Source organism: Microbacterium sp. Y832 (genome assembly GCF_057669765.1).
On sequence record NZ_JBYHFM010000001.1, the window covers coordinates 563,802 to 583,622 of the forward strand.

Sequence of the window (19,821 nt, forward strand, 5' to 3'; positions counted from 1 at the left end):
CGGGAGGTCCCATGTCATCGCGTCGTCATCCGCTCACGCGCGCCGGGGCCGTCGCCTCGGCGCTCGCTCTTGCGATCCTGACGACGGGGTGCCAGCCCGAGCCCGTTCCGACGGCCACCCCGACGACCTCGCCGTCGCCCTCGGTCAGTGCGACGCCCTCGGCCGCGCCGTCGGCGACGGGCGACCCCGTCGATGACCTGGTGCTCCCGACCGCGTGCGAGCAGATCTACTCGCCCGAGATGCTCGTGGTGCTTCAGGCCGAGGTGCCGCCGCTCAACGATCCCGGCGTCACGATGCTCTCGTCGCAGAACGTCGAGGCGATCGAGATGCTGTCCGCGGCGACCGAGACCCTGCGCTGCACGTGGGGACCGCCATCCGAACGCGGCATCGCGACGAACGTGACGATCGTGACGCCCGAGCAGCGCGATGCGCTCTTCCGGGCGTTCGAGCAGGAGGGCTTCCTCTCCGAGGACTACCACGAGGGCTCGATCCACCGCATCGAGCAGGAGATGATCACGCAGGACGATGAGCTCGTCACGCTCGGCGAGACGCACTACCTCGGTGGCTCAGGGTGGGTCTCGACGCGGTGGGTCAACGTCTCGCCCGAGGGCTACACCGAAGACATCGTCGAGACTCTGTGGGGCTGAGCTTGCCGACGCGCTAGGATGGTCGCTGGGCAAGCCCGCCCCCGATGTCGCAGCTCGCAGAAGCGAGTGCCCGCGGCCGGAGGCGGCGAGATCCCATCCGTGTCAGTGACGGCTGCCAAGCCGCCCGCGGGACCACCAGCATCGCCGGTTTCGACCGGTTCCGCCGGAGTATCCGGCGCATATCCTCAGGAGGAGCATGCCGACCACGGCATCGACCACCGGCAAGTCGCCGTCGCAGCGGCGGCGCAAGCCCGTTTCGTCAGCCCGTCGCGATGACGAAGCCCCAATCATCCCGATCCTCGCGCGCAAGGTGCGTGAGGTCGAGGCCAAGTCGCAGCGTGGCAAGCTCGGCCCGACGAACCGCGTGAAGTTCCAGGTCATCGCGTTCCTCGTGCGCGAAGAGCGTGCGCGCGTCAAGGCCGACACGACGCTCGGCGACGGACCGCGCGCCGAGCTGCTCAAGCGCCTCGACGGCGTCGCGACGATCCTCGCCAAGACCGCGGCCCGCGACACATCGCTCATTCAGCTGCTCGAGGTCGACCAGGCAACGTCGCCGGTCGCCAAGCGCATGCGCCGTGACTGGCTGCTCGAATCGGGTGCTGAACTCGCCCCCGACGAACTCATCATCACCGACGCCGCACCCGCCGCAGCCCCCGTGGTCTCGGCCGCTCTGGCCGAGCGCCAGGTGTTCCCGCCGCAGGTCGAGGCCCGCCGCGAGGCGAACCCCTTCCTCGAGCCCGACCTGGCTCTGCGGGCTCCGAAAGAGACGCCGCGCCGTCGACTCGACGGCTGGGAGCTCATGGGGCCCCTGTACAAGGCCTTCGAGACCGGCGCCGGCGGAGGATCAGCCTCGATGCCGCTACCGCCCGTGCCCGAGTTCGACCGGATCTCGCCCAAGGGGCTCGAGGTCATGGTGCACCAGTCTCGGTTCCTCGAGTCCGTGCGCCACGGGCACCGCACTTTCCTCCTCGCCGACGAGCCGGGCCTGGGCAAGACGGCGGAGTCGGTGCTCGCCGCATCCGTCGCCGGTGCCTATCCGCTGCTGGTCGTGGTGCCGAACGTCGTGAAGATGAACTGGGCCCGCGAAGTCGAGCGGTGGACGCCGCAGCGCCGGGCGACGGTCATCTCGGGCGACGGCGAAGACATCGACGCGTTCGCCGACGTCTTCATCGTCAACTACGAGATCCTCGACAGGCACCTGTCGTGGCTCTCGTCGATCGGGCTCAAGGGCATGGTCGTCGACGAGGCGCACTTCATCAAGAACCTGTCGTCGCAGCGCTCGCGCAACGTGCTCGCCCTCGCGGCGCTCATCCGCGAGCAGGTGCGCGACCCGCTGCTGATGGCACTCACCGGTACGCCGCTCATCAACGACGTCGAGGACTTCGACGCGATCTGGCGGTTCCTCGGGTGGACGAACGGCGAGAAGCCGGGCCCGCTCCTGATGGAGCGGCTCGATGACACGGGACTCACGCCGGCAGACAAAGCCTTCTACCCCGAAGCGCGCGACGCCGTCATCTCGATGGGGATCGTGCGCCGCCGCAAGAAGGACGTCGCGGCGGATCTGCCCGACAAGCTCGTCGCCGACCTTCCGGTCGAGCTCGACGACGACTTCGGCCGCTCGATCCGCGCCGCCGAGCGCGAGCTGGGCGAGCGCCTCGCGGCGAAGTACCGCCGCATCATCGAGGCTCGCGGCGACCGGGGCCTGATGCCGGGCGAGATCGACGACGACATCGTGCGTCTCGTCGCCCACAGCGAGCTCGAAGAGTCCAAGGCTGCGGGCTCCGGCTCGGAGAACGTCTTCACGATGGTGCGTCGGATCGGCCAGGCCAAGGCTGTCCTCGCAGCGGACTACGCCGTGCAGCTGCAGCGCTCGGTCGGCAAGGTCGTCTTCTTCGCGAAGCACATCGATGTGATGGATGCCGCCGAGGCGCACTTCGCCGCGGCGGGGCTGAAGACCGTGTCGCTGCGCGGAGACCAGACGACGACGGCGCGCCAGCAGGCGATCGACGACTTCAACAACGACCCCGAGGTCGGGATCGCGGTGTGCTCGCTCACGGCCGCCGGCGTCGGCGTGAACATGCAGGCGTCGTCGAACGTCGTGCTCGCCGAGCTGTCGTGGACGGCTGCCGAGCAGACACAGGCGATCGACCGGGTGCACCGGATCGGACAGGACGAGCCCGTCACGGCGTGGCGGATCATCGCGGCGCACACCATCGACACGAAGATCGCCGAGCTCATCGATTCGAAGCAGGGTCTCGCCGCGCGTGCCCTCGACGGTGAGGCGCTGGATCCGCAGTCGAGCGACTCCGTTCAGCTGTCGGCGCTCATGCACCTGCTGCGTCAGGCGCTCGGCGGGGAGTGACCTCGGGCCACTGAGGTGGCTGTCACGCATCTCGACGCGGTCCCGCTTCCGGCGGGCCGCGCGGGCGCGCGCCTGTACGAGTTCCTGCGAGCCGGTTCATCTGCCGAGTGGCGACGGATGGCATCGCGTGTGCGGGCGTGTCGGTGCCGTGCGTCTGGCAGGGGCGCGGCCCGCGGCGATAGTGTCGGAGCGGCACCGTCGCCGTACCCTCCGTACCGACAGCAAGGACCACAGCATGAAGATCGGCATCCTGACCAGCGGCGGAGACTGCCCCGGGCTCAATGCGGTCATCCGCGGCATCGTGCTCAAGGGCACGACGGCGCACGATCTCGAGTTCGTCGGCATCCGCGACGGATGGCGCGGGGTGGTCGACGCCGACTTCTTCCCGCTTACGCGTCACGAGGTCAAGGGCCTGTCGAAGGTCGGCGGCACGATCCTCGGCACGTCGCGGACGAACCCGTACGAGGGCCCGCGCGGCGGCGCCGAGAACATCGCCAAGACGCTCTACGGCCACCGCATCGACGGCATCATCGCGATCGGCGGCGAAGGCACGCTCGCCGGGGCGGACCAGCTCTCGAAGGACGGCATCAACGTCATGGGGGTGCCGAAGACGATCGACAACGACCTGCGTGCGACCGACTACTCCTTCGGCTTCGACACCGCCGTCAACATCGCCACCGATGCCATGGACCGGCTGCGTACGACGGGCGATTCGCATCAGCGCTGCATGGTCGCCGAGGTCATGGGTCGCCACGTCGGCTGGATCGCGCTGCACGCCGGCATCGCCGCGGGTGCGCACGTCATCTGCATCCCCGAGGTGCCGCTGTCGCTCGAAGAGATCTCGGCCCAGGTGATGCGCGCCCACGCCCGCGGTCGTGCGCCGCTCGTCGTCGTGTCGGAAGGGTTCACGCTCAAGGGCATGGACCGGGCCTACAGCGACAAGGGCCTCGACGCCTTCAACCGCCCCCGGCTCGGCGGGATCGGCGAGATCCTGGCGCCCGAGATCGAGCGGATCACCGGCATCGAGACCCGCTCGACGGTGCTCGGCCACATCCAGCGCGGCGGTTCGCCGTCGGGCTTCGACCGCGTCCTCGCGACGCGGCTGGGCCTGCACAGCGCCGACGCCATCGTCGACGAGGCGTGGGGCCAGATGGTGGCCCTGCGCGGCACCGACATCGTGCGCGTCCCGTTCGCCGAGGCCCTCGGCGAACTCAACACCGTGCCGCTCTACCGCTACGAAGAGGCCGCCGCCCTGTTCGGTTGACCCCCCGCGCATCCGCTCGCCCCGCTCGCCCGCTCGCCCCGCCCCGCCCCACCCCACCCCACCCGCCGAACCGGACGATTCCCGTCGAAACCGACGTCGCCGAGGTGCGGTTCGACGCGGATGGTCCGGTTCGGTGGCGTTGCGAGGGTTCCTCCCCAGGGGGCGTGTGCGGAGCGGGCGAGCAACAACCGGGGGAGCGGGCGGAGGAGCGCAGCGAGGCGAGGGATGCTGGCGGGATGCTGCTTCCGGCACCGGCGACGCTGATCCTCGCGAGAGAGCACCCCGCGCTTGTCCGGCGGGGCGCGCTTCGCCGGGTGAGACCGGGCGTCTACGTCGCGCCCGACGTGTGGCAGGCGCTCAAACCGTGGGATCGGTATCTGCTGCGTGTGCACGCCGTGCTGATGACCTGGACCGAGCCGGTCCTCTGCCTCGAGTCCGCCGCCGCGCTTCAGGGGCTGCCGATCTTCGGTGAGCCGCGCCACATCCACCTGCTCAGTCCGGATGCCGCAACCTGGCGCCGTGGCGATGTCATCGTCCACGGGGCTCGGGACGGGCGGCGGATCGATGTCGTCGAGGGCGTGCGCACGACCGCGCCGGCGGACACCGCGGTCGACCTCGCCCGGGTGCTTCCTCCCGCGTTCGCACTCGCCGTCGCCGATGCCGTACTGCGCAGGTTGGGGTCGCACGGCGCCACCGACTTCAGCGCCCGGGGCCGTGCCCAGGAGAATCGCCGGGGCGTTCTCCAACTCGACTGGGTTCAGGAGCGCGCCACCGGCGCGGCCGAGTCAGCCGGCGAGTCGGTCAGCCGCGCCGTCATCGAGTGGCTGGGGTACGAGCCGCCCGAGCTGCAAGTCGAATTCGACCACGAGCACGGCACGGATCGGGTGGACTTCTTCTTCCGGAGAGCCCGTGTCATCGGCGAGTCTGACGGATACGGCAAGTACGACGCGTCCAACCACGACGTGATGAAGGCGACCTTCGTGCGCGAGAAGAGGCGCGAGGACCGGCTGCGGGCGCGCGTGCGGGGTTTCGCTCGCTGGGATTGGGCGGATGCGATCCGCGGCGGCCCGCTCGACGCCGCGCTGCGCAGGTCTGGTCTGACGCCCGTCCGTCCGCCGCAGCGGGCTCAGCTCTCCACGCTGGGTGCGACCTCCCGATCACTGCCCACCGAGCGCTGAACCACACCGATCCCGCCGAACCAGACGGCGTCGTCGTCCGGTTTGGCGGGATCGGTCCGGTTCGGCGGCAATCGCGCGGCCCGCGCGCGCGCAGCGGGCGGCGGTGTCAGGCAGCGTCGACCACGTCGAGGAGCCAGGCGAGCTCGAATGCACGCTCGCGCCAGGCGTTGTAGCGACCGCTCACGCCGCCGTGGCCCGCGACCATCTCGCACTTCAGCAGCGCGTCGGCGCCGACCTCGCGCAGGCGTGCGACCCACTTCGCCGGCTCGACGTACATGACGCGCGTGTCGTTGAGCGACGTGACCGCGAGGATGCGGGGATACGCGACGCCGTCTCGCACGTTCTCGTACGGCGAGTACGTCTTCATGTACGCGTACACATCGGGATCGTGCAGGGGATCGCCCCACTCGTCCCACTCGATGACCGTGAGGGGGAGCGACGGGTCGAGGATCGTCGTGAGCGCGTCCACGAACGGGACGTCGGCGAGGATGCCCGCGAAGAGCTCGGGTGCGAGGTTGGCGACCGCGCCCATCAGCAGTCCGCCGGCGGAGCCGCCCTCGCCGACCAACTGCGCCGGCGTCGTGTAGCCCTCGTCGATGAGGTGGCGCGCGCAGTCCACGAAGTCGGTGAACGAGTTGCGCTTTTTCAGCAGCTTGCCGTCCTCGTACCACTGACGGCCCATCTCGCCGCCCCCGCGCACGTGGGCGACGGCGAACACGACGCCGCGGTCGAGCTCGGACAGGCGAGCCACGGAGAAGCCGGGCTCGATCGAGTGCTCGTACGAGCCGTACCCGTAGAGGTGCAGGGGGCGCGGCGCGGCGCCGGCTTCGCCGAACGAACGCTTCCACACGAGCGAGACGGGGATGCGGGTGCCGTCAGCCGCCGGAGCCCACACGCGTGCCTGCGCGTAGTCTGCGGGCTCGTAGCCGCCGAGCACCGGCTGCCGCTTGCGCAGGTGCATCCGCTTCGACACGACGTCGTAGTCGTAGACCGTGCCGGGCGTGACGAACGACGCGAAGCCGATGCGCACGAGCGGCGGCGCCCACTCCGGGTTGCCCGAGGCCCCCACAGCGTAGAGCGGCTCGTCGAACGTGATCTCATCGACGTCGCCGGTCGCGTAGTCGAGCAGCCCGAGCCGCGCGAGCCCGCCGCGGCGATAGCCGAGCACACCCCAGTCGCGGAACGTCGACAGGCCCAGCAGGCGCTCACCCGGGCGGTGGGGCACGACGACCGTGCGCTCACCGGCGGGGTCGGATGCCGCGACGCGGACGAGCTCGAAATCGAGGGCGCCGGCGTTGTGCAGGATGAACAGCACATCCTCGCCGTCGATCACGGCGTGGTCGGAGTCGTACTCGACCCCTTCGGTGCGAGGCCAGACGACGCGGGGTTCGCCGCGCAGGTCGTCGGCGTCCAGCAGCCATTCCTCGCTCGTGATCGAGGACCCGAGCCCGATGACGAGGTAGCGGTCGCTGCGCGTGAAGCCCGCCCCGACCCAGTACCGCTCGTCGGGCTCGTGGAAGAGCTTCTGGTCGGAGGAGATGTCCGTGCCGAGCTCGTGCAGCCACACCGTGTCCGGTCGCCACGCGTCGTCGATCGTCGTGTAGACGATGAAGCGGCCGTCGGGCGAGAACGTCGCGCCGGCGAACGTGTCGGGGATCTCGTCGGGCAGCTGCTCGCCCGTCTCGAGGTCGCGCACGCGGAGGGTGTAGCGTTCGTCGCCGGCCAGGTCGATGCCGTACAGCAGGCGCGTGCCGTCGCCGGTGACCTCGAAGCTGCCGAGTGAGAAGAACTCGTGGCCCTCGGCCTCGGCGTTGCCGTCGAGCACGATCTGCTCGCCCGGAACCTCGACGTCGGGGGCGAGCGAAGGGGGAGTCCAGTCGTCGACGGAGGCAAGGGGGGCGCGGCACTGGATGCCGTACTGCTTGCCCTCGACGGTGCGGCCGTAGTACCACCACTGTCCGCGGCGCACGGGCACGGAGAGGTCGGTCTCGAGGGTGCGGCTCTTGATCTCGTCGAAGATCCGCCCGCGCAGATCCGCGAGGTGGGCGGTGCGTGCGTCGGTGTAGGCGTTCTCGGCCTCGAGATGGGCGATGACGTCGGCGTCTTCCTTGTCGCGGAGCCATTCGTAGCGGTCCTCGACGTCGTCTCCGTGGTGCGAGCGCACCGAGACACGGGGTGAGGCGACGGGGGCAGGAGGAGCGGAATCGTGAGCGGTCACGGCACAACGTTAGCCGCCGCGAGGTGGCCGGAGTTGACCGCGGGCTGGCCCGGTGTAAGGATTCTCTCTGGCCGGTTGCCGGTTGCTGAACTCTGGGTGAACTGTTCGTTCGTCACGCCGACATCGTCGGCCCCGCATCCTCATTACGAAAGCGAACGTGGAAGCCGCAACCCTCATCATTGTGCTGGTCATCGCACTGGCGCTCTTCTTCGACTTCACCAACGGGTTTCACGACACCGCGAACGCGATGGCGACGCCCATTGCGACGGGCGCACTCAAGCCCCGCACCGCCGTGCTGCTCGCCGCCATCCTGAACCTCGTCGGCGCGTTCTTGTCGACCGAGGTCGCGCGGACCATCTCGGGCGGCATGATCCGCGAAGACGAGATATCGGCGACCGTCTTTCCCTCGATCATCTTCGCGGGACTCATCGGCGCCATCACGTGGAACATGCTGACGTGGCTGCTCGGGCTTCCGTCGTCGTCGTCGCACGCGCTGTTCGGCGGACTCATCGGAGCCACGCTCGTCGGCGCGAGCGCCATGGCGATCGACTTCGGTGTCGTCATGAGCAAGGTGATCCTGCCCGCGCTCATCGCACCGCTGACGGCCGGCGTCATCGCGTTCACGGTGACGAAGATCGCGTACGCCATCACCCGCCGGTACGACACCAAGCCCGACGGACGCGACGGCTTCCGGTGGGGGCAGATCTTCACATCGTCGCTCGTGGCCCTCGCGCACGGCACCAATGACGCACAGAAGACGATGGGAGTCATCACGCTCGCCCTCATCACCGTCGGCTGGCAGTCAACGGCCAACCCCGATCCGCAGTTCTGGGTGATCGTCGCGTGCGCCGTCACGATCGCGCTCGGCACCTACATGGGCGGATGGCGCATCATCCGCACCCTGGGCAAGGGGCTCACCGATGTGAAACCCGCGCAGGGCTTCGCCGCCGAGACGTCGACGGCGGCGACGATCCTCGCTTCGAGCGCCCTCGGCTTCGCCCTGTCGACGACGCAGGTCGCGTCGGGCTCGGTCATCGGCTCGGGACTCGGCAGGCGCGGATCCAAGGTGCGCTGGGGCACCGTCGGCCGCATCATGGTCGGCTGGCTGCTGACGCTCCCCGCCTCCGGAGCAGTGGGCGCGCTCGCGGCTCTCGTCGTGGTGTGGCTGGGCACGTGGGGCGTCCTGATCGACGCCGTGATCGCGCTCGCCATCATCCTCGGCCTGTTCTGGCGCTCGCGCCGCAACGTGGTCGACTCGGCCAACGCGATGAGCGACGTGGCCGAGTCCGGTCGCGCGGTCAAGGTCAAGCGCAACCCGCCGCCCACCCGCCGCCAGCGTGCGGCCGCGCGCGAAGAGGCCCGCCGCGTCGCCGCCGTCGAGCACGCCGAGCGCAGGGCGCAGCGCGCGGCGGCGAAGAAGCAGAAGGAGCAGAACCGGTGATCACCATCGACTGGATCGCGTTCCTGCAGGTCTTCGCCGCGAGCCTCGTCGCAGGGGTGTTCGTCGTGACGTCGTACGCCGTCGGGCTCCGCCTTCTCGTGCGCGCCGGCAAGGCACCGGTCGTCGCCCCGGCCGAGTTCACCGACGCGATCACGGTGATCACCGAGAAAGAGGCACGCCGGGCAGAGAAGGCCGCGCTGAAGGCCGCCCGGAAGAGCCCGCTCACCGAGGGGCAGAAGCGCCTCGCGCTCGTGGGCGCCTACGGATGTTTCGGGCTCTGCGCGCTGGCTGTGCTCGGCGGCATCCTGCTCATCGTCTTCAACCACTGAGCGTCGCAGGGTCGCCGTACGCTGTCGTCATGGTCACCACGCGCTCTCCCACATCGCCCCCGGACAGCGGGCAGGCGGATGCCGCAGGGCCCGAGCAGTTCGGCCAGTACCCGCCCGCGCGGCGGACGATCCTGCACCTGAGCGATACGCACCTGCTCGCCGGCAACGCGCCGCTCGCGGGGCGGATCGACACCGAGGCCAATCTCGTGCGCACACTCGAAGCGGTAGAGCGCATGCAGCTGCGTCCGGACGCGATCGTGTTCACGGGCGATCTCACCGACCTCGGCGAACCCGAGGCCTACCGCGCGCTGCGCACCGCGGTCGAGCCTGTCGCCGAGCGACTCGGCGCACCCGTGATCTGGGTAGCCGGCAACCACGATGAGCGTCCCGCGCTTCGCGAGGGGCTCCTCGATCTCGAACCGACTCAAGCCGCCGTCACGAGCGTGTCCGACCTCGGCGGCCTGCGTCTGATCGGGCTGGACACGAGTGTGCCCGGGTGGCACCACGGCGAACTCGACGACGCGCAGCTCACGTGGCTGGGCGACGTCCTCGCCGAGCCGGCGCCCCTCGGCACGATCCTCGCGCTGCATCATCCACCGCTGCCCTCGCACGTGCGGCTGTTCGACATCCTCGAACTGCGCGATCAGCACCGCCTTGCCGAGGTCATCGCGGGAACCGACGTGCGGGCGATCCTCGGAGGCCACCTGCACTATTCGACGAGCGGCACCTTCGCCGGCGTTCCCGTCAGCGTTGCGGCGGCCACGTGCTACACGATGAACCTCACAAGGCCCGCGGCCGAGGTCAACGGCACCGACGCGGGGCAGTCCTTCCACCTCGTGCACGTGTACGACGAGACGATCACGCATGCCGTGGTTCCCGTGCTCGATTCCCCGACGGCCGACGGCTTCTCTCAGGAGTGGCTCGACAAGATGGCGGCGCTGTCCCCGGCCGAACGGCTCGAAGCGTTCTCCCGAAAGCCCGCACGGTAGGCCTCGGCGTACAGCAGAGGCCGACGACCCGCCGCGGGGGACAAGGTGCCGATCCGTGCGCGCGGGTAGGCTCGGGGCATCCCCTCCCACAGAGTCGTGACCTCCAAGGACGCCCGAATGACTGCCGACGCGACGTCGCTCACCCGCACAGAAACCGATTCGCTGGGATCCCTCGAGATCCCCGCCGACGCGTACTGGGGGGTGCACACGGCGCGGGCGCTGGCGAACTTCCCGATCTCGAAGCGCCCCATCTCGGTGTACCGCGACCTCGTGGTCGCGCTCGCGATGGTCAAGCAGGCGTCGGCGCGGGCGAACCGCGAGATCGGCGTGCTCGACCTCGAACGGGCCGACCTCATCGACAGGGCCGCGCAACTCGTCATCGACGGGAAGTACCACGACCAGTTCGTCGTGGGCGTCATCCAGGGTGGCGCGGGCACCTCGACCAACATGAACGCGAACGAGGTCATCACCAACGTCGCGCTCGAGCTCGCCGGCCGCGAGAAGGGCGACTACGCGTTCCTGTCGCCGATCGACCACACCAACCGCAGCCAGTCGACCAACGACGTCTACCCGACCGCCATCAAGGTCGGGCTCAGCCTCGACCTCAAGACGCTTCTCGAAGAGCTCGACCTGCTGCGCGGGGCGTTCCTGTCCAAGGCCGTCGAGTTCCACGACATCCTCAAGGTCGGGCGCACGCAGCTGCAGGATGCCGTCCCGATGACGCTCGGGCAGGAGTTCCACGGCTTCGCCACGACCCTCGCCGAGGACCACAGCCGGCTCACCGAGAACGCCAAGCTGCTGCACGAGATCAACCTCGGTGCGACCGCCATCGGCACCGGCATCACGACGCACCCCGACTACAGCCAGACGGTGCTACGCCACCTGCGCGAGATCAGCGGACTCGACATCGAGCTCGCGACCGACCTCGTGGAGTCCACCAGCGACACCGGCGCCTTCATGTCGTTCTCGTCGTCGCTCAAGCGCAACGCGATCAAGCTGTCGAAGATCTGCAACGACCTGCGGCTGCTGTCGTCGGGTCCGCAGGCCGGTTTCGGCGAGATCAACCTGCCCGCCCAGCAGGCCGGCTCGAGCATCATGCCGGGCAAGGTGAACCCGGTCATCCCCGAGGTCGTCAACCAGGTCGCCTTCGCGGTCGCCGGCGCCGACCTCACCGTCACGATGGCGGCCGAGGGCGGCCAGCTTCAGCTCAACGCCTTCGAGCCCGTCATGGCGCACTCGATCTTCCAGTCGATCACCTGGATGCGCCGCGCGATGTGGACGCTGCGCGTCAACTGCGTCGACGGCATCACGGCGAACCGTGCGCGCCTGGGCGCGATGGTGGGCTCGTCGGTCGGCGTCGTGACGGCACTCACTCCGTTCATCGGCTACGCCGCGTCGGCGGCGCTCGCCAAGACCGCGCTGCTCACGGGTCGCAACGTCGGCGACCTCGTCGTCGAAGCCGGTCTGATGTCGGCCGAAGAAGTCGCCAAGCAGCTTTCGCCCGCGCGGCTGTCGGGCCTGGAGACGATCACGGCGGCGATCCCGATCGTGCAGAGCGCCGAGGACATCGTCGCGTCCGAAGACTCCTGAACCGGCCGCATCCCACACAGCGTGGGTCGCGCTCGGTACGCTGGGACGACGTCAGATACGACCAGGGGGACCGCATGACTGATCCGAACACACCTGAAACCACACCGCCGCCGGCAAGCGGAGCACCGCAGTACGCGTCCGCTCCTCCGCCGGCGAGCGGAGCGCCGCAGTACGCTCCCGCTCCTCCGCCCGGGGCCGCTCCGCCCGCGCAGCCGACCGTCCCGGGAAAGACCCTCGGCATCGTCGCCTTCGCCGTGTCGTTCTTCGTGCAGATCGTCGGAATCATCCTCGGCATCATCGCCCTCGTGCAGAGCAAGAAGGCCGGCTACAAGAACGGGTGGGCTCTGGCGGCGATCATCGTCGGGGCGGTGCTGCTGGTGGTCTCGGTCATCATCATCGTCGCGCTGATCATGTTCTCGCTGGATGCCGTCGCTGATCTGTGCGACGGCATGGCGCCCGGCGTCTACGAGCTCTCGACGGGTGGCACGATCACCTGCGAGTGATTCGCATTCCAGAAAGGGCGATCCGCGTGCGGGTCGCCCTTTCTCGTTCTCGCCGTCAGTCGAGGATGCGGCAGTGCGTCGTCAGCTCGCCGATGCCGTCGATGCCGACCGTGACGGTCGAGCGGTCCCGCAGGAACACCTGCGGGTCGCGGCTGTACCCCGCGCCGCCGGGGCTTCCCGTCGAGATGAGCGTGCCCGGCAGCAGCGTCGCCGACTTCGACAGGTGCGCGACGAGAGCAGACACGGGCCGAACCATCTGACCCGTCGTGGCGTCCTGCATCGTGTGGCCGTCGAGCACCGTCCAGATCCGCAGGTCCTGCGGGTCGGGGATTTCGTCCGCCGTCACGACGAACGGGCCCGTCGGGGTGAATCCGTCGAAGGACTTGCAGCGGGACCACTGGGCTTCGGAGTACTGGATGTCTCGCGCCGTGATGTCGTTGACGACGGTGTATCCCCACACGTGGTCGAGCGCGTCCTCGGGCGAGACGTCCTTCGCCGGACGGCCGATGATGACACCGAGCTCTGCCTCGTAGTCGACGGATTCGCTGAGCGAACGGGGCCACGCCGCGGTGTCGTCGTGCCCCGCGAGCGAGTTCGGCCAGAGCACGAACACGGTCGGCGTCGAGTCGGTCTTCAGCCCCAGCTCGCTCGAGTGCGCCGCGTAGTTGAGACCCACCGCCAGCACGACGGGCGGGGTGAGCACCGCCGAGGCGAAGCCGACGTCGGCGAGCGGATGCCGTGCCGCCGCGTCGCGATCGGTCTCCCGCACGCGGGCGAGCAGTTCGTCACCGCCGGCGATGAGCTCTTCGAGCACGCGAGGGGCTCCGGGGAAGAGGTTCTCGACGATGACGGCTTGCGCGTCTTCCACGATGGCGAGCTGGGGTGAAGTGGCGCCGGGAGCGACCACGTGGGCAAAACGCATCCTTCTAAACTACCTGTCGCTCTGGCGCAGCGGCCGCGCGCGACGGGCCCATAGGCTGGTGCGCATGACGATGGACTCCGCCCGTCCGCGCCCCTCACTGACGCCGCCCGAGTTCGCGTCGCCCTTCGCTCAGCCGCCCCACGCGGCGCCCGCCGCGATCCCTCCGGTCGGTGCGGTCCCCGCCGTGCTGCCGGTGCGGCCGCGCAAGGGAAGGTCAGCGCCCATCTGGGCGATCGGTCTGCTGGTCCTCGTGTTCGTCGTACTCGTCGCGTACTTCCTCAACGCCCTCGGGCCGGGTGCATCGATCGTCGGCATGGTGCTCGCGGTCATCCCGCTCGCGGGCGTGCTCGTCGCGATACGCCTCATCGACCGCTGGGAGCCCGAGCCGATGGGCCTCGTCGTCTTCGCGATCGCGTGGGGGGCGATCGCCGCCGTCGGCATCGCCCTCGGTGTCGACCTGCTGCTCGTGATGGGGTTCGGTGCGGGACGCGGCTTCGACTCGGACTTCATCTCCGGGGTCATCCAGGCGCCTATCGTCGAGGAGGTCGCGAAGGGGCTCGGCGTGTTCCTCATCTTCGCCTCGGCGCGCCGTGCGTTCGACGGCCCCGTCGACGGTGTCGTCTACGGCGCGCTCGTGGGAGCGGGCTTCGCCTTCACCGAGAACATCCAGTACTTCGCCGTCAGCGTGATCGAGGGCGGAGCCGCCGACACCTCCGTCACGTTCTTCGTGCGCGGCATCCTCTCCCCGTTCGCCCACGTCATGTTCACGGCCGTGACAGGCTTCGCGCTCGGCCTCGCCGCGCGCCGCGGAGTACCGCCGCGCGCCGCCCTCGGAGCGCTGCTGCTGGGCCTCGCGGGTGCGATCGTGCTGCACGCGCTGTGGAACGGCTCGGCCATGCTCGGAGACTTCTTCGCGCTCTACTGGACGCTGCAGGTGCCGTTGTTCGTCGTGTTCATCCTCGGAATCGTCGCACTGCGGCGAGAGGAGGCACGGCTGACCCGCGCGCGTCTGGGGGACTACGCGGCCGCGGGATGGTTCACACCGCAAGAGGCTGACATGCTCGCGACGTCGGCCGGCCGTAGAGCAGCGCTCGCGTGGGCGAGCACGCTACGGGGCGACCGGCGCCCCCTCATGCGCGAGTTCATCGCCGATGCGACGGCTCTCGCGGCAGCCCGACAGCGGGCGATCTCGGGTCGGGACGCGCACGCCCGCGGCGACGAGCACGTACTGCTCGCGCGCACGAGCGCCGCGCGCGCCGCGCTCTTCGCTCCCTGACCTCGCTCGGCGAGCCCGCGGCGGGGTATTGACACGGCGCGGATGCCTGGGCATGCTGAGGGCAGATCAAGCTCAGCGCTCGGTTGGCTCGTAGGCATTGCCGCGACCCCGGGCGCTGAGTTTTGCCCGCGGCCCACATTGACCGCCGCGTGCTCGCAGGGTTGGATGGATGCATGACTGACGACCGCACCAAGCCCGAGATCGACGCACCCGAGGGACCGGCGCCCACCGACCTCGTCATCCGCGACATCATCGTGGGTGACGGCGCCGAGGCGAAGCCCGGCGACACCGTGACCGTCCACTACGCCGGAGTCGAGTACGAATCCGGTGAGGAGTTCGACTCCTCCTGGGGGCGTGGCGAGAGCATCCAGTTCCCGCTGCGCGGCCTCATCCAGGGGTGGCAGGACGGCATTCCCGGCATGAAGGTCGGGGGCCGCCGCGAACTCATCGTGCCGCCGCACCTGGCCTATGGCCCCGCGGGCGGACACTTCCTCGGTGGAAAGACCCTCATCTTCGTCATCGACCTCATCGACGTCGCCTGACGAACACCATCAGACGAAGGCGGGTGCCCCTGGGGTATCCGCCTTCGTCGTCTTCAGAGAAGAAAAATTCCATGCAGTGGAATAGATCGGCTCTGGCCGCGTGTTGAACCCCACATGCCGCACCGTCGGCCGAATCCCTGGAGGAGAAGTATGACCGTCACGATCGCCGACATCCCCGGTTACAAGGCCGGAACCTGGGTGCTTGACCCCTCGCACAGCGAGGTGGCGTTCAGCGTCCGCCACATGATGATCTCGAAGGTGCGTGGCGCGTTCGGTGTGAAGAGCGCCACGATCGTCGCGGGTGAGAACCCGCTGGAGACGACCGTCACCGCCCAGGTCGACGCGGCGTCGCTGTCGACGAAGGATGACGGGCGTGACCAGCACTTGCGCTCCGCCGACTTCTTCGACGTCGAGAACCACCCGACGATCGACTTCGTCTCGACGGGTGTCCGCGTGGAAGACGGCGACTTCCTCGTTGATGGCGACCTCACGATCCGCGGCACGACCAAGCCCGTCACGTTCGCGTTCGAGTTCGGCGGCTTCGGATCCGACCCGTGGGGCAACTACAAGGCCGGTGCGACGGCGAAGACCGTCATCAACCGCGAAGACTTCGGCCTCACCTGGAACGCCGCGCTCGAGACCGGTGGCGTGCTCGTGGGCAAGGACATCACGGTCACCCTCGACCTGCAGGGCGCGCTCGAGACCGAGTGACCCGATCGAAGGGCGGATGCCGCACCGTGCCGCACGGCACTCGGGTGCGGCATCCGCCCTTCGTCATGCCCGGGCGCGCGGGGCGAGCGTCAGGCGATTCTGCGCCAGCAGGATGCCCGCGAAGACGATGACGGCGCCGATCGGCTCGTTCCAGCTGAGGGATTCGCCCAGCACGATGATGCCGAGGATGACCCCGACGACGGGGGACATGTAGGTCACGGTCGACGCGCGCGTTGGCCCCCACGCGCGCAGGGTGTTCTGGTTCCACACGTAGGCCACGCCCGTGCCGACGCAGCCGAGGATCAGGACGCTCGCGACGATCCAGGCATCGAGTGCGACGGGGGTGAGCACGAGGGCAGGCGTGAGCAGCGCCATGATCGCGGCGGCGATGCCGATGTTGAGGAAAGAGAACACGAGCGGGCTCATGCCGGTGTTCGAGACGAACCGGCGCATGTAGGCGAGGCTGAAGCCGTAGCACGCCGTCGCGCCGAGGATCGCAAGCTGCGCGATGACGCTCTGCGACAGGTCGAGACCTTGCCACGGGGCGATGATCACCATGATTCCGAGCATGCCCAGAACGATGCCGGCGATCTGCCCCGGTCGCAGCTTCTCGACGCGGAAGACGAGCCAGGCCATGATCGCCGTCATGAGCGGCGTCGTGGCGTTGAAGATGCTCGCGATACCGCTGGTGACGTGCTGCTGGGCCCACGAGAAGAGCATGAACGGCACGACGCAGAACGACACGGCGAGCACCGTCATGTGCAGCCAGACATGGATGCGCCGGGGGAGCCGGTCGCGCCGCACGAGCACGATCAGCCCGAGCGTCAGACCGCCGAGGATGAGGCGCGACCACACCACCTGCGCGGGGGACATCCCCTCGAGGGCGACCTTCATGAACAGGAAGCTCGATCCCCAGACGACGCCGCACAGCACGAACTGCACGGCGATCCACGCGTTCGAGCTCGTCGTCGGCGCGTCGGGGAGGGGCGAGAGGGTGGTGGTCACGAAGTGACTCTAGGCCCACGGGGGACACTCCGGACGACCGCCGGATGCGTCGACTGAGATCCGCCGGCATCCGCTCGTCGTCAACGCTGGTAGACTCTGGAGGTTGCCGTTTGATCGGCCGCGGATAAAGAGAGCTCGCACATCAGGTGCCGGGCGCCGCGCAGTGAACAGAAAGGGGATCCCATCTATGGCACTCGAAGCAGACGTCAAGAAGGCGATCATCGAACAGTACGCGACGCACCCCGGTGACACCGGATCCCCCGAGGTGCAGGTCGCGATGCTGACGCAGCGCATCAAGGACCTCACCGAGCACCTGAAGCAGCACAAGCACGACCACCACTCGCGTCGTGGGCTGTTCCTGCTCGTCGGTCAGCGCCGCCGTCTCCTGGGCTACCTCCAGGACATCGACATCAACCGTTACCGCTCGCTCATCGAGCGTCTCGGTCTTCGTCGCTAAGACGACACACGTCGAGAGCACGCGACCAGCGTTCAATCGCGCAGAACATTCTTGGAAGGCCTCCCCACGGTGTGGGGAGGCCTTCGTTCGTTTCTGACGCCCGGGATGCCCCGGGCCGGGGTCAGGACGAGGCCCGGGCGGCGACGAGGTCGGCGTGGTGGATGGCCGCGACGTCGGGGTGGGCGCGCAGGCGCCACTTGAGGGCGTTCTCGCCGTAGAGGTCGTGGATCGGGTTGCTCGGGTCCTGCGAGACCCCACGGGCATCGGCGGCGAGCTCAGCCGGCAGCTGGATGATCGGCAACTGCGCGTCCAGGCCCGGGTTGAAGAAGAACGGCACCGAGATGCGGTGGTCGGGTGCCTGCGGCGAGACGACCCGATGGTTCGTCGCCGTCAAGTAGCCCTGCGTCGCATACTCGAGCATCTCGCCGATGTTCACGACGAACGCACCGGGCACGGGCGGCGCATCGACCCACTCGCCGTCGCGCTCGACCTGAAGTCCGCCCTTGCCGGGCTCGACCCACAGCAGCGTCAGCACGCCGGCGTCCTTGTGTGCGCCGACTCCCTGCTGCGGCGTCGGGTCATCCTTGCCGGGGTAGCGGACGATCTTCATGAGGGTCGCGGGGTCGCCGAAATGCTGGTCGAAGTGCCCCTCGTCCGCGCCGAGAGCGAGCGACCACGCGCGAAGCAGCTTGCGGGCGACGCCGCTCAGGTGCTCCTGCCACTCCTCGACGACGGTGCGCAGCTCGGGCTGCGCCTCCGGCCAGAGGTTCGGTCCGATGAGGCGGGCGAAGTCGGGCGCCTCGGGGTCGGTGACCGCTTCGCGCTCGGGGCCGATGTCGATCTGCTCGCGCCAGTCGATCCGGCCCTGCGTCAGCTCGCCGCCGACGCGCGTGTACCCGCGGAAGTGCGGGCTCTTGAGGTTCTCGATCGCGAGCTTGTCCTCGTCATCCAGTGCGAAGAAGTCGATCGCCGCCTGGTGCAGGCGAGCTTCGAGATCGGCCGGGATGCCCGTGCCGACCAGGTAGAAGAACCCGACCTCGTGCGCCGCAGCCCTCAAGTCGTCGCGGAAGCAGGCGGCGGCTTCGGGCCCCTTGTCGAGCTCGGAGAGGTCGAGTACGGGCAGGTTCAGGTCGCTCATACGACGAGCGTAAAGGGATTCCGCACCGTGTGGGCGAATGTTTCATCGATCAGAATGCGGCGCGGGCTGCGTCCCCCGGGGTCGGCGCGCGCCGGTCGGGTCGGCATTGCGGCCTTCGCGCAGCGCGAGCGACCGATCGGCGAAGAGCCACGCGGGCCGCGGTTCGATGAGCGGGCGGAAGACAAGGCGCACGGGCTTGGTCGCCAGGCCCAGCGCGATGAGCACCGACGCGACGATCACGATCGGCAGCCACAGCCACGTGGGCTCGAGGTCGCGGAGCACGCCCGACTCGCGGAAGGGATAGAGCACGAACGAGTGCAGCAGGTAGACGTACATCGTGTACTGGCCGAACTGCGTCCAGAAGTGGGCGCCGCGGGGGAGCAGTGCGAAGAACGCCGTGCACAGCACGAGCGCCACGGCGATCAGCGCGAGGCGCACGCCGCCGGCCCACCACTCGGTGCTGCCGAGGGTGGCGTAGTCGGCGTTGTAGAAGAGCCATCCGCGCAGGTTCATGTCGCGCCATGTGTCGATCAGCAGCCACGCGGTCAGCCCTGCGCCGAGGAACACGGCGATCGAGGCGGCGATCGTCCACCACGGGCGCCGGCGCAGCAGCCCGAGCCGCTCGACGATGCCGCGCTCGCGCAGCCACCAGCCCAGCGCGAAGAACGGCAGCAGGCCCAGCGTGCGCGACAGTGAGAAGGTCGAATCGACGTTGGGCAGGTATCCCGCGCCGATCGAGATCGCGACGGTCCACGCGAGCGGCCACCGCAGCAGTGCCAGGTAGGGCAGCACGAGCCGGAAGATGCCGAGCGCCAGCAAGAACCACAGAGTCCATGAGGGCTGGGTCGGGTTGGGGTTCGCCTGCCCCTCGACGAGCCACTTGGTCAGAGTCCACAGCGTCTCGAAGATGACGTACGGCACCAGGATGTCGGTGATGACTCGCGCCATCTGCCGAGAGCCCGGCGAGTCGGACTTCGAGAAGTAGCCCGAGATGATCGCGAACGCCGGCATGTGGAAGGCGTACACGACGAGGTAGAGTCCCAGCGCGATGTCGGATTCGTATGTCAGCTGCTGGACCGCGTGGCCGAGCACGACGAGAACGATGCACGCGAAGCGGGCGTTGTCCCAGAACGGGGTGCGCTGCTTCGGGCGCGGAGAGTCGGTCGTCCCCGTCGCGGGGGAGCGCGATTGCGCGGCGTCGGCCGCTCTCGAAGGATCCGTCATGAGGCGTCGTCAGTTTATCCTCGGG

General features: G+C 69.0%; 18 protein-coding genes. 13 read left to right on the plus strand and 5 right to left on the minus strand.

The features are described from left to right. Positions 1 to 11: 11 nt before the first annotated feature. From AC25YV_RS02315 to AC25YV_RS02330, 4 genes are all read left to right on the plus strand, one after another. Positions 12 to 647, plus strand: a complete 636-nt coding sequence (locus AC25YV_RS02315; protein WP_488122203.1) for a hypothetical protein — start codon at positions 12 to 14, stop codon at positions 645 to 647. A 196-nt stretch (positions 648 to 843) separates the two neighbouring features. After that, positions 844 to 3,009 carry a DEAD/DEAH box helicase gene (locus tag AC25YV_RS02320; RefSeq protein ID WP_488122204.1) on the plus strand — a complete coding sequence of 722 codons (2,166 nt, stop codon included), beginning with the start codon at positions 844 to 846 and terminating at the stop codon, positions 3,007 to 3,009. Between the two features lie 235 nt (positions 3,010 to 3,244). Then, positions 3,245 to 4,273, plus strand: a complete 1,029-nt coding sequence (locus AC25YV_RS02325) for an ATP-dependent 6-phosphofructokinase (protein ID WP_488122205.1) — start codon at positions 3,245 to 3,247, stop codon at positions 4,271 to 4,273. A 236-nt stretch (positions 4,274 to 4,509) separates the two neighbouring features. After that, positions 4,510 to 5,451 carry a type IV toxin-antitoxin system AbiEi family antitoxin gene (locus AC25YV_RS02330; RefSeq protein ID WP_488122206.1) on the plus strand — a complete coding sequence of 314 codons (942 nt, stop codon included), beginning with the start codon at positions 4,510 to 4,512 and terminating at the stop codon, positions 5,449 to 5,451. A gap of 106 nt (positions 5,452 to 5,557) precedes the next feature. Here AC25YV_RS02330 and AC25YV_RS02335 read toward each other — a convergent pair whose 3' ends face one another. Continuing rightward, entirely contained in the window at positions 5,558 to 7,669 is a 2,112-nt protein-coding gene (locus AC25YV_RS02335) for a S9 family peptidase (protein ID WP_488122207.1), read from the minus strand. Between the two features lie 157 nt (positions 7,670 to 7,826). On the opposite strand from AC25YV_RS02335, the gene AC25YV_RS02340 reads away from it, so the two are divergent. From AC25YV_RS02340 to AC25YV_RS02360, 5 genes are all read left to right on the plus strand, one after another. Next, the gene (locus tag AC25YV_RS02340; RefSeq protein ID WP_488122208.1) at positions 7,827 to 9,110 is read left to right on the plus strand and encodes an anion permease; all 1,284 of its coding nucleotides are present in this window, start codon (positions 7,827 to 7,829) and stop codon (positions 9,108 to 9,110) included. After that, complete coding sequence (locus tag AC25YV_RS02345; protein WP_488122209.1) at positions 9,107 to 9,439, plus strand: peptidase; 333 nt, start codon at positions 9,107 to 9,109, stop codon at positions 9,437 to 9,439. Before AC25YV_RS02340 ends, AC25YV_RS02345 begins: the two co-directional genes overlap by 4 nt. 29 nt (positions 9,440 to 9,468) lie before the next feature. After that, positions 9,469 to 10,428 carry a phosphodiesterase gene (locus AC25YV_RS02350; protein WP_488122210.1) on the plus strand — a complete coding sequence of 320 codons (960 nt, stop codon included), beginning with the start codon at positions 9,469 to 9,471 and terminating at the stop codon, positions 10,426 to 10,428. Between the two features lie 117 nt (positions 10,429 to 10,545). Next, positions 10,546 to 12,018: an aspartate ammonia-lyase gene (locus tag AC25YV_RS02355; RefSeq protein WP_488122211.1), complete on the plus strand. Its 1,473-nt coding sequence runs from the start codon at positions 10,546 to 10,548 to the stop codon at positions 12,016 to 12,018. 74 nt (positions 12,019 to 12,092) lie between these two features. Beyond that, on the plus strand, positions 12,093 to 12,521 hold the full coding sequence (locus AC25YV_RS02360; protein ID WP_488122212.1) for a DUF4190 domain-containing protein: 429 nt from the start codon (positions 12,093 to 12,095) through the stop codon (positions 12,519 to 12,521). Between the two features lie 55 nt (positions 12,522 to 12,576). Here AC25YV_RS02360 and AC25YV_RS02365 read toward each other — a convergent pair whose 3' ends face one another. Further along, the gene (locus AC25YV_RS02365) at positions 12,577 to 13,443 is read right to left on the minus strand and encodes a fumarylacetoacetate hydrolase family protein (RefSeq protein ID WP_488122213.1); all 867 of its coding nucleotides are present in this window, start codon (positions 13,441 to 13,443) and stop codon (positions 12,577 to 12,579) included. A 64-nt stretch (positions 13,444 to 13,507) separates the two neighbouring features. On the opposite strand from AC25YV_RS02365, the gene AC25YV_RS02370 reads away from it, so the two are divergent. From AC25YV_RS02370 to AC25YV_RS02380, 3 genes are all read left to right on the plus strand, one after another. Then, a complete protein-coding gene (locus tag AC25YV_RS02370; RefSeq protein WP_488122214.1) occupies positions 13,508 to 14,719 on the plus strand; it encodes a PrsW family intramembrane metalloprotease in 1,212 nt (403 codons plus the stop codon). A 173-nt stretch (positions 14,720 to 14,892) separates the two neighbouring features. Continuing rightward, on the plus strand, positions 14,893 to 15,261 hold the full coding sequence (locus AC25YV_RS02375; RefSeq protein ID WP_488122215.1) for an FKBP-type peptidyl-prolyl cis-trans isomerase: 369 nt from the start codon (positions 14,893 to 14,895) through the stop codon (positions 15,259 to 15,261). Positions 15,262 to 15,411: 150 nt separating this feature from the next. Further along, complete coding sequence (locus AC25YV_RS02380) at positions 15,412 to 15,972, plus strand: YceI family protein (protein ID WP_488122216.1); 561 nt, start codon at positions 15,412 to 15,414, stop codon at positions 15,970 to 15,972. A 63-nt stretch (positions 15,973 to 16,035) separates the two neighbouring features. On the opposite strand, the gene AC25YV_RS02385 is transcribed toward AC25YV_RS02380, so the two are convergent. Then, on the minus strand, positions 16,036 to 16,977 hold the full coding sequence (locus tag AC25YV_RS02385; RefSeq protein WP_488122217.1) for a DMT family transporter: 942 nt from the start codon (positions 16,975 to 16,977) through the stop codon (positions 16,036 to 16,038). A gap of 187 nt (positions 16,978 to 17,164) precedes the next feature. On the opposite strand from AC25YV_RS02385, the gene rpsO reads away from it, so the two are divergent. Then, a complete protein-coding gene (rpsO, locus tag AC25YV_RS02390) occupies positions 17,165 to 17,434 on the plus strand; it encodes a 30S ribosomal protein S15 (protein ID WP_488122218.1) in 270 nt (89 codons plus the stop codon). A 121-nt stretch (positions 17,435 to 17,555) separates the two neighbouring features. Here rpsO and AC25YV_RS02395 read toward each other — a convergent pair whose 3' ends face one another. Beyond that, the gene (locus AC25YV_RS02395; RefSeq protein WP_488122219.1) at positions 17,556 to 18,572 is read right to left on the minus strand and encodes an isopenicillin N synthase family dioxygenase; all 1,017 of its coding nucleotides are present in this window, start codon (positions 18,570 to 18,572) and stop codon (positions 17,556 to 17,558) included. A gap of 42 nt (positions 18,573 to 18,614) precedes the next feature. After that, positions 18,615 to 19,796 (minus strand): acyltransferase family protein, encoded by a 1,182-nt coding sequence (locus tag AC25YV_RS02400; RefSeq protein ID WP_488122220.1) that lies wholly within the window; start codon positions 19,794 to 19,796, stop codon positions 18,615 to 18,617. Positions 19,797 to 19,821 lie beyond the last annotated feature (25 nt).